The organism is Butyrivibrio sp. CB08, assembly GCF_003625485.1.
Lineage (GTDB): Bacteria > Bacillota > Clostridia > Lachnospirales > Lachnospiraceae > Butyrivibrio.
Genome location: NZ_RAIR01000001.1, coordinates 559,131 through 572,075, shown reverse-complemented (window position 1 = coordinate 572,075; position 12,945 = coordinate 559,131). Strand labels below are relative to the sequence as shown.

The window sequence follows — 12,945 nt, the reverse complement described above, 5'->3', positions numbered from 1 at the left end:
TAGGTGCGGTATATCCATAATATCACACTTATTGATTTTCCGTCACTTTAGAAAACTGAGTTTCATACAATTTCTGATATACACCACCAGCCTTTACAAGGTCTGAATGCTGTCCTCTCTCTACAATGCGCCCATCATCTACAACCAGGATCTCATCTGCAGACAGGATCGTTGAAAGTCTGTGGGCAATAAGGATACTGGTTCTTGTTTCAATGATAGGTTCAATAGCTTCCTGTATCTTGCTCTCAGAAATTGAATCAAGAGCCGAGGTTGCTTCATCAAATATAAACAGAGCTGGGTTCTTAAGGAGTACCCTCGCTATGGCAATCCTTTGTTTCTCGCCGCCAGACAGCTTAAGGCCCCTGTTTCCAACCATGGTATCAAGCCCCTCTGCCTGCTTTTCAACAAACTCATAGATGTTGGCCTTTTTAAGGGCATCTATCATCTCTGCCTCAGTGGCATTTTCTTTTGCATATAAAAGGTTCTCTCTGATGGTTCCATTAAAAAGATAATTCTCCTGGGATACCACCCCAATGCCAGAGCGGAGGTATTCAAGCTCAATCTTCCGAATATCCGTGCCATTCCAGGAAATAGAACCTGTTCCCACATCGTAGAGCCTTGGGATAAGGTTTATTATGGTGCTCTTACCAGATCCTGATGGTCCTACTATCGCCACGCAGTCTCCGCATTTTAACGTAAAGCTCACGTTCTTAAGGATAGGCTTTGAAGCCTCATAGGAAAAACATACATCTTCAAAGACAACATCTCCACCCTTAAGATCAGGCTTTACAGGGTTCTCTGAGTTCCTTATCTCCACCGGCATATCAAAGTACTCAAATATCCTTGAGAAAAGAGCCATGGACCGCATCCAGTCTACCTGAATGTTCAAAAGTGAATTGACGGGCATGTACATCTGTCCAAGAAGTGCCACCATCACTGTGATATCACCAACTGTCATGTCAGCGCCGTAATTGATCATCAGAATGCCGCCCACCAGATATATAAGCATAGGTCCAATGCTGGCAAAAGTCGAAAGCACAACAAAGAACCACCGGCCAGCCAGCTTCTCTTTTACATTTAAAGCCACCATCTTCCTGTTGGCTGCAGCGTAGCGGTCGTACTCATATTTCTCTTTTCCAAAGAGCTTAACAAGGAGCTGACCACTTACAGACATGGTCTCGTTAAGGATGCCATTTATCTCGTCGTTGCAGGCCTGAGACTCCCTTGTGAGGCTCCATCTGGTCTTTCCTGCTTTTCTTGTGGGTATGGTAAAAAGAGGTACTATAATGATCCCAATTATGGCCATAAGCCAGTTCTTTCTGAACATGGCAATGAGTGCCACAAGAAGGGTCATTATGTTTGAAATAATGGATGTAAAAGTGTTACCAATGACCCTCTCGACGCCGTCGATGTCGCTGGTCATTCGGGTTATGATATCGCCCTGATTATTGTTGGTAAAAAACCTCTGGGACATGGACTGCAGGTGTTTGAACATCTGATTTCGCATGTCGAAGGTTATGTGCTGGGCAATCCAGTTATTCAGATAGCTCTCTGCTACTCCGATAAGATTCCCTGCAAATGTCGCAGCAAGGGACAGGACAATATAGGTCAAAAGAGCATTAACACTCCTTCCAATAAGTCCCTCATCCACGATCTTACCTGTAAGGATCGAAGGCAGAAGCTTTAAGATCGATGATATAAGAATGCATAAAAGAACCAGCAGAAGCTGTAATATGTATGGCTTTAAATACGACAGTACACGACCTATCAGCTCAGGCGTAACCTTAGGCTGATTAGCTTTTTCCTCTTCTGTCATATACGCTCTTCCAAAAGGTCCCCCCGGGCCATGTCCACCTGGCATAACAATACTCCTATCGCGCCCATCTGGCGCAGCGTTAAGTTACATAAGTCTCTTGTAGATATCCAGCATACTCTCCATTTGGTAGCGAAGGAGCCATGCTGCGCTGTTGTATCTTGGTGTAGCCTTTAGTACCGCTATTAGTCTTGGGTAGTACTCTTCTGTTTCCTTGATCATCCTGTAGATCCTGTCTCTGCTAAGTCCAAAGGACATTGTAGTTAAGTTATTGCATCTGTCCAGACACTTAACAAGGCAGGCTTTTGGATTTTTCTCTATCTCATTGTAGTAGGCTATATTTACCGCATCACGCTCTTCGTCAGAGCATTTTCTCCTGGTAACAAGCCTCACTATTTCCTTGGTTTCATCGTCCACAGGAAGCTCTTCAAGCTTAACTCCGCAGTCCTCAACCACATCGTGAAGCATGCAGGCCGCTATCACATCATCTTCCCTGATATCCATGGAAAGTGCGTGGCAGGCCAGATTCAGCGGGTGGTAGATATATGGAATCACCGACCGCTTTCTCTTTTGCCCCTCATGGGCATTTACCGCAAAGTCTACTGCTACCGCCGTATTATCCATCTTAAAATTCTTGGCGGTAGTCTTAACATAGGTCTTCATGTGCTCCCAGTTATATATGGCCTCCTTGGTCTTAAAGGCCTTATGTTTCTCCTCAAGGATAGCTGAAACCGATACATCAAACAGTTCCGCAAGCCTTATCACTTTATCCGTATCCGGCTTGTACTCATCCCTCTCCCAGGAAGAAACCGCCTGGAAGCTAATCCCCAAAGCATCAGCAATCTGCTCCTGAGTCAGCCCCCTGTCCTCACGAAGTCCCTTAATATTTGTTCCAACGCTCATTTCCTTACCCTCCTTATGTCCATATCATAACGAGAAGTCTAATTCCATTCTAGCGAGTACAAATTTATGTTTCAACAATTAATTCAAGCTCTACTTGAATATATCCTCCCGGCACCCGCGCCGATCCCAGCCGCCCCACCCCAGCCAGCGCCCACGCCCTAAGGAAATCTCTTTTTCGTCGCTCCATCGCTGGCGTTCATGGCTACGTACCTTCGCCCTGTCGTTCTGCGGTCAAAAAACTCGGTCACATTCAGCGCCGCCACTGTATCTCCCTGTTTTCGAATCTTTAGCTGCAAACGCCATTTTCCTGATGCTCATAGGTCGTTTTTTAGGCGTATGCGAATAATAGAGGCGAAAGCAGGCGGTTAAGATTATTTCAATGTCAGTGGTCATAGGTGCCTTGCACCTACAGGAAATGCTAAAAGCCATAGGCAAACTCTTTGAGCTTGCCTATGGCTTTTACATTTTTCTGTTACGCTCGCATAGCGAGCTATGACCACTGTAATAAAACCAAGTCTAAGCCTGCTCGCCATGAGCATGCGCAATCAAAGAAAAGCGACCTGAGCATCATGGAAAAGTTTCGTTTGCAGGTAGTGAGAAAACGGGGAGATACAGTGGCGGTGCTGCATGGGGCCTCAGACATTTGACCTGAAGAAGAACGGCAGAGCAAGATTACGCAGCTCATGAACGAACAGCTCTCTCGCAAGACTCAAAAGTAAATTCCCTTAGGGCGTGGGCGCTGGCTGGGATGGGGGCGGCTGGGATCGGCGCGGGTTTCGGGAATATGCTATAATTGTGCCATGAAACATTATGCTTATATTGTGGAATGCGCAGATGGGACGTACTACTGCGGATACACCAATGACCTGAAAAAGAGAATGAAGACCCATAATGACGGGAAAGGGGCTAAGTATACGAGGGCCAGGCTTCCGGTCAGGCTCATTTATTTTGAGGAATTTGAGAGTAAGGAGGAGGCTATGAGCCGGGAGTATCATTTGAAGGAGCTGACTCATGCCCAAAAGAAAAAGCTCTCAGAGGACTTTAAAGTTCCCGAGAGCCTTGTAGACTAAATATAGGTTAGAGATCAGGACTGGCCTGGAGTACCACCAGGAGCTGGACCTGTTTCAACCATCATATTAATGGCTTCCATTGCGACTTCGTAGATGGAGGCCATATCTTTTGCACCTTCGTCGTCACGTTCTGCAAGCTTTCTGTACTGAGCATTAAAGTATGCCTTGGCCTGCTCTATAGTTGTTCTGGTTATAACATGACCATTGGTAAAAATAGTACCGCTGTCAGCGTTGTACTTGCTGGGCGCATACTGAGATTTCTGTGCATCTCCGCCAACTCCCATGGATTTTGCAAGTGAATGAATTAGATCTTCTCTGCCTATTGTCATAGTAACCTCCCGCATTAGTGTACTATCTTACAACTATGTTTAGTATAGCTCAGAAATGAGCAAAAGACTATCTATTTTATTCTCCCACCGCCTCATAGGCTGTGTAGAATGTCTCAACCCTATCGAATCTGTAGTAGGCATCGCCCTTAATGGTTGCTGCACTTCCCGGATCAAGGCAGACTTCATCAGTGTTCTGGGGTATCATCCACATGCAGTCAACAAGCTCTGCCCCGTCAAAGAATAAAACGTAGGCATCGACCTTTACCTTTTTGTCGCTCTTGTTTTCTGCAGTAAGAAGTGCTGAAGCTCCTTCTGTGGCGGTGTAAACTGAAACCATATCTGCCATATCATCTTCGTAAGGCTGCCTTTTGGTTATTGAAAACTCGTAGGAGTCAGGTATATTGCCTCCGAGATCTCTTTTGTCAAAGCGCCCTTCAAAAACAAACAGCGCTCCGTCCCTTACAACCTCCACGGTCTTTTCTGAGATGGCAAGTTCCTCGCCCTCTGCATCCCTTGCAATGAATCTGCACTCATACCTGACCAGATCTCCTGTCTTATTCTGCAGAACCAGAACAGGATTACAGTTGTGGTCATCTTCTCTGAAATACTGGGCTATAAGGAGTGTTCCAACAGGAAGGCCACCGTAGGATGGCATGTCGTCATCTGAGGCTGCAATACTTACAATTCCGCCCTTGTTTCTGTCTTCTTTCCTGATACTGTCCAGACTCTCAAAGATACTTCCTTCCGAAGACTCAGGTGCCTGCGCATCAGATGAAGCGCTCTCCTGCGCTTTCCCACTGTTCTTTTCCTTTACCTTTGCCAGAGACTCCTCTATATCCGTACTCTCCACAGGGTGGACTATCGGCTCTTTTTCTCCGTCAACAGTCTTTTCTTTTCCAAAAAGATCTATCCCAAGGTTGGCATAGTTGGTAGCAAGGATGGTGTAATACGGGCTCCTTCCGCTTCCATCGTCGTAGGGAAGGTGAAGTCCATAGGTGTTTAAGTACATGATGACAGGAAGGATAACCCCCGCTGCGGAGATAGCAATGATCCTCGCATGGGCAATGGTCCTGTCATTGATAAACAGATATATGCCAAGTCCCAGTGCTGCCAGGGATAAAAGACCTCCCACAAGAAAAAGGCTCGTCACAAGGCCCAGTATCGATAATAGCAGAGCTATTATAGTTATATGCATGAAAATCCCCTCGTATTTCTGTGCACATTTTACAAAAACACTTTAATATTAAATGTCAATACTTGTATATTAAAAATTATAAACTACAATATATTGTAGTTAAAGATGTTTTTTAACGGTTAAGTGATATGAGGAGGTATGAAAATATGACTGCCAGCACTATTGAAGCCCTTGATTATAGTGTCATCCGCAACATTCTTCGCTCAATGGTCAACGAGCATTGGTCAGTATCCGAAGCTCTTGATGAGTACGATATTCCCGAAGAACTCAGAGGCGAGTACGAAGAACGCATTGAACAGTGCTTCATCGACTGAGATCATTTAATAAGATCCAGTCCAACGTCATAAACCTTACCATCGGTGGCATCTTTAAGCCATTTTGCCATAGAGATGCCATTTTGTGTAAAGAGCGTAAAATGAGGTTCTCTCACACTTGTGTGGACAGTGCCACCCATGGTTATTAAAGGTATCTTCCATTCATTTAAGAATATTCCAAAATGTGGAGTTAAACTCTTTAATTCTGCTATCATCTCTTTTAGCTGGCGATAGTATTCTTCCTGAACCAGCGAATCACTTACATATCTCTTGCTGATAATGTCGTTATAATACGCACTGAGCAGATAATCCCTTATTGAACTTGAATACAGATATCTGAATCTGTCACCATATTTTGCATGCAGATCCCTGTACCAGTCCAGGGTAATATTGTCTGAATGGATAGGCTTCCAGATAGACTCCTTGCACTGCCAGATGTTTTTCGCCGTCTTTCTCCAGTTCTTGTAAAGGAGCTGTCCTGAGTCTGAAAAAAGCGTGATGTTTCTTGCCTTTGGATAGTAGTTATCTACAACTTCTCCTGCAAGGGCCGGTACTGCAAAGGCTCCGGCAGAATTGCCGGCTATTAAGAGAGTCTTTGGATTTGGGAAAAGCTCTTTTGCCACAGACATGCTCTGAAGAAAATTGACGTATCCATGGAAGTGCAAGACTTCATCACTTCCATCTTCTGCCTTGTATGGGTAGTCGTTATTGCCCACGTGAAAATCCCCCGTGGCATAAGTGATAACCACGAAGCTCCAGTCCTTAAATGGGTTCTTCTCACTGGCAATATCAGTGATGCCCACGTTTATATTCATGATCTGGGTAAAAGGTCTTAGATTGTTCCAATAAAAGTTTGGCTGTCCTGCAGCAACTTTTCCGCCTGTCACAGGCCTTGCAGCAGTGTACTCATTCCAGGCAACTCCCCCGCCCGAGAAAAATACACAGAGCTTATCAGGATCTCCGAAGCTCACATAGATGTAATACTCAGATCCATCTCCAGATAGGCCCCTCTCTAAGGGGACACGGTACCATGTGTGCTTTGCAGGATCCTTTGGAAGATCTTCAGCTTTTCTTCCAGAATTCTCGATAGCCTTTCCGATCCTGTTCTCAACAAAGTCTCCTGCCCTTGAAGCAAAGACGATACCTGCTTTTAAGTTTCTCCTGTTATGTCTGTCTTTCAAACTCATATATTGAACATTTTCTCCGATGCGTTCTTAAGATCCCTGAATCTGAAGATCACCAGGGCTGCTATAAGGATCAGATAAAACATGATGCTGCTGGCAGCAGGCCATGGAAGGCTGTTCATGCCATTTCTGATGGTGATTATCTGAAGAAGCGCCATAATAAAATCAAAGACAATATAGAGAATATACTCATCAAGACGAAGCTTAAGTATCAGAGCTGTTGCAATTGTCACTATGGCAAGACCGATAAGTGTCATAGGAATCATCCAGTTGACGCTCCAGCCGTGGAATCCTGTCTTGATGTCGATATAAAAGTCCACAACTATAGCTACTAAAACCTCAAAAGTTATGACCTTTATCAGGTTGTTCCTTAGGTACATGGTGGCATATATGTCTATCCATGCAACCAGCGCCCCCAGCATGATGGGTCCGATAAAAGAATACTCGCCGCCTGTCATGATATTGATGGTCCCAAATATTATCTCCAGGGATATGAATATGAATGTGCAGATCTTAAAGAAAGTTATGCTGGTGACTCTTCTCTTTTCAAGCACAGGAAAAGCGGGATTCTCAATGCCCTCTGTGTTTGTGAGCTTACCCTGGCAAAGGGGGCAGCACTCTTTTCTTCCTCTGATCTTTATAATGCATTTATTACAAACCTGCATAGGATTGTCCTCACTCCTTCTTATTCTTCTGATGCTCGTACAGATCGTAGTCGTTGGTAGCAAGCTCTACTTCAAGTCCCTCCTGGGTTAAACACCTGAAGAAATTCAGCATGGACTTATGGGTCTTAAAGGGTGAAACCTCTCCAAAGACCATCTTGTCCTTAAAAGAACATACGCACACCTGCTGGGATGAAGCTGTCATAAAGGCGCTAAAGCCCTCGATATAATCAGAAACCTCAGCTGGCATCTTGATCTGTCCAAGGTTTGACATGGACGTTGTGACGCCCTTTTTAGCCGCCCTGTCAAAGTAGCCTATAACAAGATCCTTGATAGGAAGTGGAACCATCTTTATGGCCAGATTGTGCTCAAGTGATGAGTATGAGTTCATTGTCTTTTCAATGTTCTCTGCAGACAGCTTATCCTTAAAGTCCCTGGCAACAGGTTCTGTTATGCTCTTAAGTTCTCCCGTGTAGTCCTTAGGGTCATACTCTATATTGATAACGCCAAAAAAGTTTCTGGCTGTTCCGCTCTTATAGAACTGTCGAAGATTAACCGGAACACTGACAACTATCTTGCGCTTTCTCTGGAATCTGCTCATGCCAAGGATAATGGCCTTAATATATAGAGCAACGCACAAAACGCCAACTGTAGCATCATACTTGTGTGCCAGCTCCACAAACTTTTTGGAAGATACACTTCCTTCAAGAAGATGTGGCAAAAGATTATCATCCAGCTCTCCAGTTACCTGGTAAGCCTTAACTGACTTCATCTGTCCCAGCTGTTCAAGGCCCTTTTGCTTGTTGTAGTTACCGGTAAAGGCGTCCTCATTCTTCTCCTCTACAGAGAACTCATCAACAGGCTTAATATCCTGACTTAAGTTGTATTTGATCTGAAGATACCTTATTATCAGGGACTTAAAGAACATAAACGCTCCAGTCCCATCTGCAAGCACATGGAACATCTCAAGGTTTATCCTCTTTTTGTAGTAGTTTACCCTGTAGAGTAAGTTCTTTTTACCTGGGATGTATAAAGGAAGACAGGCAGGTGTGTGTTCTTCCTCCACAACTGCCTTGAGATTACTGTCCTCTAAGTAGTACCAGAATATACCTCTGTGGAGCACGCAGTTAAAGAATGGGAATTCTGAAACCGTATCATCCAGTGCTCTCTGAAGGATATCCTCGTCCACATTTTCTGTAAGCTCACAAGTGAGCCTGAATACTCTTGTATTTGCCCCTTTTGCTGTAGATGGTACGATCTTGGCCGCATTATCAAGCTCGTACCAGTTAGCTCTTTTCTCCATAAACAATAGTTCCCTAACGCATTTAATTTATCAGAGTTTTTCAAGTCTCTCTGTGACTATATCCATACTGGCCTTGCTCATCCTGTAGATAACATCCTCAAGGGATATGAACTTCTTGTTACGGATGAACTTAAGGTATTTGGTAGTAAAGCGCATCTTGATGCCCTTTGGCTCTATACCGGAATTGACCTTATCCTGAATGGTGCTGCAGGTATCAGCAGGGTCATGGGCCATGTTCTTACTAAGGATACAAAGCAGGGTTCCAGCTGTCCTAACAAAGCCCTCACAGTTAGGGTCATCAGATACATCCAGTGACTGCAGTGCTCCCACGGACCACTTCTTGAGGCTTCTGTATATTCCGTACTCGCAGTCAAGCTCAACCAGCTTGTCACTGTGTCTGTCATAGAGCCATACTTCATTACCCTTAACAAACATATCACTCACCTGGAAAAGAGCTTCCTCATAAGGGAAGGATATTCCAACGCTGTCACAGCCTGTCAGAAGGATATTGGCATTTATTACTTCAGGGTCATCGCCAGGCTCCGGAATGTCGGGGCGTTCTTTCTCCTTTTCTTCCTCAACAGGCTCTGAAAATCCAGTATCGTGATTTATTTCATCTTCAGTATCTTCTGCTGGTTCTTCCCATGGGCCTTCAATCCTTGGACTCTCGGCATGGCTTATCCTGTATGAGCCAAAACCTTCAGTAACTGTGAATCTGTCTGTATTGCACTCCTCGAAAGGTCCTGCAACCGGGTGGATACCTCTTTTCCTTCCGAAGTAGTCTCTGTCAAACATGATGGAACTGCCATCAGGATTTTCAAATCTCTCTTCGGGCTCAAAGGCAACTCCCAGCACCTCTGTGTTGATAGGCATAGTAAAGTTCCTTGGAAGATACTCATAGAGATTAGTGTGAATAGTATATCTTCCATCCTCCTGATCCAGATACAGAGATATCTTGTGGTCCTTATCAACATGGGCAGCCAGCTCGTGGTCACAGGGGCGGGCTCCGTTATAATATGCATTACCTCCTGTATAGACAGGAAGACGTCCAAAGAATTTGTCTCCACCGCCCTCTTCAGTCAGTATAGACTTATTGAACTGAGAGAAATACTCTGAAGGCGTAGGATACTTGTTATATGGGCATGTTCCAACGATAAAGTTGCCAACATCTATGGTGTCCATATTCTCCTTGACGCAGTAATCCAAAAGGTCCTGCCGAACCTCTTTCTGTATAAAGATATTGTTATAGAATCTGGCATCACCATGAAGAATGATCATAAAACCTGCGATCTTTGTAGAATGTGGCAGGTGATATGGAGTAAATCTCTCCTGAGGATTCTTTTTAGAAAAATAACCTGTTCCGTTGCCAACCCAGGTAAAGGATCCTGTGATCAGGTTGTGCACAAAGGCAATTCCCTGAGTACTGAGCCTTGCTGCCATCTCAGACAGAAGTAGATTGTGATCCACAAGAGTCGGTCCATGGGATACCTCGATAAAGATATCCTCGCCAAGAGACAGTCCATCATCTATGATGGTGCCCTTTGGAGGAACATTATCATGCATAAAGTTCTGGCTTACTCTTGTACCCTGAGCCTGCCAGTCAAGCCAGATACCCCTTGTGCAGTGGTCAATGTGATTCCGCCTTATTATTGTATCTATTGCTGCATGGAACTTGATACCACCAATTTCAGCTCCTGCAAGGTTATGCTTGTTGTTGATGTGGTGGATATGGTTGTCCTCAATGATTGAGAAAGCACAGCCCATATGGCCAACAATACCTGTCTGTCCGCAGTCATGGATATCACAGCGTCTGACTATATGGGAGCCCACAGTTTCTTTATCCCAGCCCTCATTAACTGCCTGACATACAGCATCTCTCTGAGTCTGACTTCCCTCTTTGATATAGGCAGTAGTCCACTTGTTATTGCTGCCCTTCTGGAAGTACTTGCCAAGGGAGATACCACAGCACTTGGATTCATAGATATCACAGTCCTCTATGATCCAGCCCTTGGACCAGTGTGGTCCTATCATACCGGTCTGAAGTGCAGTCGGAGGAGCCCACTGAGTAGCTGCGCACCTTACCGTAAAGCCTCGCAGGGTTATGTTATTAACACCTGTTTCCTCTGGATAAAAGCAGGCACGGCGTACAGAGAACTCTACATTTTCTTCATTGGGATCCTTCCCCTGGAAATTAGCATAGATCACAGTATTGCCATCTTCCTGAGCAGTGAACCATACGTACCTGGTAAAATCAGGGTCCCAGGATCTTTTATCGATTTCCGGATGCATGCAAACAGAAAGGTCAAAGACCTCGTACATGGATTTGTTATCAAGATATATATCGCCTGTATGTGGATTGTTGTTTGATGCAGAAAACCAGTCGCCAGCGACTACATCAGTATAGGGATTATAATCCCCAAAGAAACTATTAGGAATGCGGACACGCCACAGGTTTTCAAACTTCTCCCATCCAGACAGACGCTCGGCGCCTGTAATGATGGCTTCACCCTTTGACATGCTCACATATTTGATACGTTCTTTTTCTGTGCCTGAGTTTTTAGGCCGTACCCATTCTCTGTAAATACCTGGAGCAACAAGTACATCATCTCCAGGCTGTGCTATAGCCGCTGCTTCCTGGATTGTCCTGAAAGGATGCTCCATGGAGCCGTCACCACTTCTACGCACATTCCCCGACACATAAATCTGCATACCCGTAACCTCCAATCTGCCTTGTGCTGTGCACATTTGCAAAATCAAGCTATAATATAATATTATCACAGTTACGTGTTTTTGGCGTATCCTGCGCTAAATTTTGAAATGGGGAGATAAAAAGAAATGGGAAGAATGAAATTCATATACGCAATAGCAATCCTGGCAGCATTTCTACTGGCAGGATTGCTAATTAATCTCATATCATCGCTATTTTAAATAGCACTGAGTTTTTTGTTCTGATAAAGGTCTGAATCAGCCCTTGCGATAAACGCCTGAATGGAGATAGGTGACTGATAGTCGTACTGGGCTATTCCAACACTCACATGAATGTCACAGGGAGCCGCATCAACATTTGTGGCCCTCTTGACTTCATTCTTGATCTGATCAGCAAGCCATGCTGCCTCAGCTCTGTAAGCCATCTCGGCAACAACCACAAATTCATCTGCTCCATATCTTGATACAAACATCCTGCTGCGGGAGCCCTGACAGGCGTCCTTGATAGCTCTCGCAACTCTGTTTAGAGCTCTGTCACCCTCAGCATGTCCATAAGATTCGTTGATGTCACGGAGTCTGTCTATGTCCACCATGATAAGGAAAAGGCTCATGCCCTGTTCCTCTGATCTCATCTTTTGAACAAGATACTTATAGAGCTGATTCCTGTTATTGGTCTGTGTGAGAGGATCAATAGAGATAAGGTTATCCAAAGTAGTGAGATAAACATAATAAACAGCTGCAACAGTACCATAGCAAAGGAATGGTATCCTCCAGTAAACAGCCTGCAGAGCACCCAGAATAATAGGCGCAAATGGGAATACACCGATCATGAAGTAGATATTTCTGTCTACATATCTGTCCTTGTTGGCAAATCTGCTAAAGGCCTTGATAGATGCAGCAATAAGATAAGCAAATGGAACGATGACAAGAATAACGTAGAAATTACCATTTACAAGTTTACCGGTTTCATCCACATAAAAAACAAGCCCTGTTCTGTACGCGGTAATAACCAAGAGTGCGGATACAAGTACAGGTGCAGCAAGAAGCCTCCTGATAACGGTATTCTCTATGAGCTTGTCCCTTTGCAGAGCCTCAGAGATGATATACCAGTAGTAGGCAGCAACACTTATTAAGATATAGGTGAAAATGTTTGAAAGATAAAGCATCGAGGGGGTCGCAGTGATAATGCCGCCATCAACAACCGCCCAGAATATCTCTGCCATGTAATACAGCATAAGGGTAATGACCAGATTACCCAGATATATCTGCGATGCCTGCTTGTTAACACCTCTTACGATCTTGTAAAAAACGATAGAAAGAAGAAGGATACAAGCTATATGTGCCTGAACATAATAAAAGACGTATGTCAAAGCTCTTCGCCTCCCCAATTTGACTAAGCGAAAAATATTGTACCATAAAAACCATAGAAAAACTAAGGGTTTGCGATAGTTTATGAATAATTAATA

Annotated in this window: 11 protein-coding genes; 2 read left to right on the top strand and 9 right to left on the bottom strand. The window is 44.4% G+C overall.

Annotated features, from left to right (window positions below; translation table 11 throughout):
- Positions 1-28: 28 nt before the first annotated feature.
- Together D6855_RS02535 and D6855_RS02530 are read right to left on the bottom strand one after the other, a co-directional pair.
- Positions 29-1,861, bottom strand: a complete 1,833-nt coding sequence (locus D6855_RS02535; protein ID WP_120737694.1) for an ABC transporter ATP-binding protein — start codon at positions 1,859-1,861, stop codon at positions 29-31.
- Between the two features lie 39 nt (positions 1,862-1,900).
- The gene (locus D6855_RS02530; protein ID WP_120737692.1) at positions 1,901-2,716 is read right to left on the bottom strand and encodes a helix-turn-helix domain-containing protein; all 816 of its coding nucleotides are present in this window, start codon (positions 2,714-2,716) and stop codon (positions 1,901-1,903) included.
- A gap of 800 nt (positions 2,717-3,516) precedes the next feature.
- On the opposite strand from D6855_RS02530, the gene D6855_RS02525 reads away from it, so the two are divergent.
- The gene (locus tag D6855_RS02525; RefSeq protein ID WP_120737690.1) at positions 3,517-3,786 is read left to right on the top strand and encodes a GIY-YIG nuclease family protein; all 270 of its coding nucleotides are present in this window, start codon (positions 3,517-3,519) and stop codon (positions 3,784-3,786) included.
- A gap of 14 nt (positions 3,787-3,800) precedes the next feature.
- Here D6855_RS02525 and D6855_RS02520 read toward each other — a convergent pair whose 3' ends face one another.
- Together D6855_RS02520 and D6855_RS02515 are read right to left on the bottom strand one after the other, a co-directional pair.
- Positions 3,801-4,115 (bottom strand): hypothetical protein, encoded by a 315-nt coding sequence (locus D6855_RS02520; protein ID WP_120737688.1) that lies wholly within the window; start codon positions 4,113-4,115, stop codon positions 3,801-3,803.
- 76 nt (positions 4,116-4,191) lie between these two features.
- The gene (locus D6855_RS02515) at positions 4,192-5,310 is read right to left on the bottom strand and encodes a hypothetical protein (RefSeq protein ID WP_120737686.1); all 1,119 of its coding nucleotides are present in this window, start codon (positions 5,308-5,310) and stop codon (positions 4,192-4,194) included.
- A 146-nt stretch (positions 5,311-5,456) separates the two neighbouring features.
- Here D6855_RS02515 and D6855_RS16660 point away from each other — a divergent pair, with 146 nt between their 5' ends.
- Positions 5,457-5,624 (top strand): hypothetical protein, encoded by a 168-nt coding sequence (locus D6855_RS16660; protein ID WP_158589449.1) that lies wholly within the window; start codon positions 5,457-5,459, stop codon positions 5,622-5,624.
- 2 nt (positions 5,625-5,626) lie between these two features.
- Here D6855_RS16660 and D6855_RS02510 read toward each other — a convergent pair whose 3' ends face one another.
- The 5 genes from D6855_RS02510 to D6855_RS02490 all read right to left on the bottom strand — a co-directional run bounded on the left by D6855_RS02510 (position 5,627) and on the right by D6855_RS02490 (position 12,849).
- Positions 5,627-6,811, bottom strand: a complete 1,185-nt coding sequence (locus tag D6855_RS02510; RefSeq protein ID WP_120737684.1) for a pectin acetylesterase-family hydrolase — start codon at positions 6,809-6,811, stop codon at positions 5,627-5,629.
- Positions 6,808-7,473, bottom strand: a complete 666-nt coding sequence (locus D6855_RS02505) for a DUF6320 domain-containing protein (RefSeq protein WP_120737682.1) — start codon at positions 7,471-7,473, stop codon at positions 6,808-6,810. Before D6855_RS02505 ends, D6855_RS02510 begins: the two co-directional genes overlap by 4 nt.
- Before the next feature lie 10 nt (positions 7,474-7,483).
- Positions 7,484-8,773 carry a hypothetical protein gene (locus tag D6855_RS02500; RefSeq protein ID WP_120737680.1) on the bottom strand — a complete coding sequence of 430 codons (1,290 nt, stop codon included), beginning with the start codon at positions 8,771-8,773 and terminating at the stop codon, positions 7,484-7,486.
- A 30-nt stretch (positions 8,774-8,803) separates the two neighbouring features.
- Positions 8,804-11,482 carry a right-handed parallel beta-helix repeat-containing protein gene (locus D6855_RS02495; protein WP_120737678.1) on the bottom strand — a complete coding sequence of 893 codons (2,679 nt, stop codon included), beginning with the start codon at positions 11,480-11,482 and terminating at the stop codon, positions 8,804-8,806.
- Between the two features lie 215 nt (positions 11,483-11,697).
- On the bottom strand, positions 11,698-12,849 hold the full coding sequence (locus D6855_RS02490; protein WP_120737676.1) for a GGDEF domain-containing protein: 1,152 nt from the start codon (positions 12,847-12,849) through the stop codon (positions 11,698-11,700).
- Positions 12,850-12,945 lie beyond the last annotated feature (96 nt).

Excerpts from the sequence above, each read along its gene's own strand:
- D6855_RS02510 (WP_120737684.1), bottom strand. The coding sequence starts at position 6,811 with ATGAGTTTGAAAGACAGACATAACAGGAGAAACTTAAAAGCAGGTATC.
- D6855_RS02505 (WP_120737682.1), bottom strand. The coding sequence starts at position 7,473 with ATGCAGGTTTGTAATAAATGCATTATAAAGATCAGAGGAAGAAAAGAG.
- D6855_RS02530 (WP_120737692.1), bottom strand. The coding sequence starts at position 2,716 with ATGAGCGTTGGAACAAATATTAAGGGACTTCGTGAGGACAGGGGGCTG.
- D6855_RS02500 (WP_120737680.1), bottom strand. The coding sequence starts at position 8,773 with ATGGAGAAAAGAGCTAACTGGTACGAGCTTGATAATGCGGCCAAGATC.
- D6855_RS02520 (WP_120737688.1), bottom strand. The coding sequence starts at position 4,115 with ATGACAATAGGCAGAGAAGATCTAATTCATTCACTTGCAAAATCCATG.
- D6855_RS16660 (WP_158589449.1), top strand. The coding sequence starts at position 5,457 with ATGACTGCCAGCACTATTGAAGCCCTTGATTATAGTGTCATCCGCAAC.
- D6855_RS02535 (WP_120737694.1), bottom strand. The coding sequence starts at position 1,861 with ATGCCAGGTGGACATGGCCCGGGGGGACCTTTTGGAAGAGCGTATATG.
- D6855_RS02495 (WP_120737678.1), bottom strand. The coding sequence starts at position 11,482 with ATGCAGATTTATGTGTCGGGGAATGTGCGTAGAAGTGGTGACGGCTCC.
- D6855_RS02515 (WP_120737686.1), bottom strand. The coding sequence starts at position 5,310 with ATGCATATAACTATAATAGCTCTGCTATTATCGATACTGGGCCTTGTG.
- D6855_RS02525 (WP_120737690.1), top strand. The coding sequence starts at position 3,517 with ATGAAACATTATGCTTATATTGTGGAATGCGCAGATGGGACGTACTAC.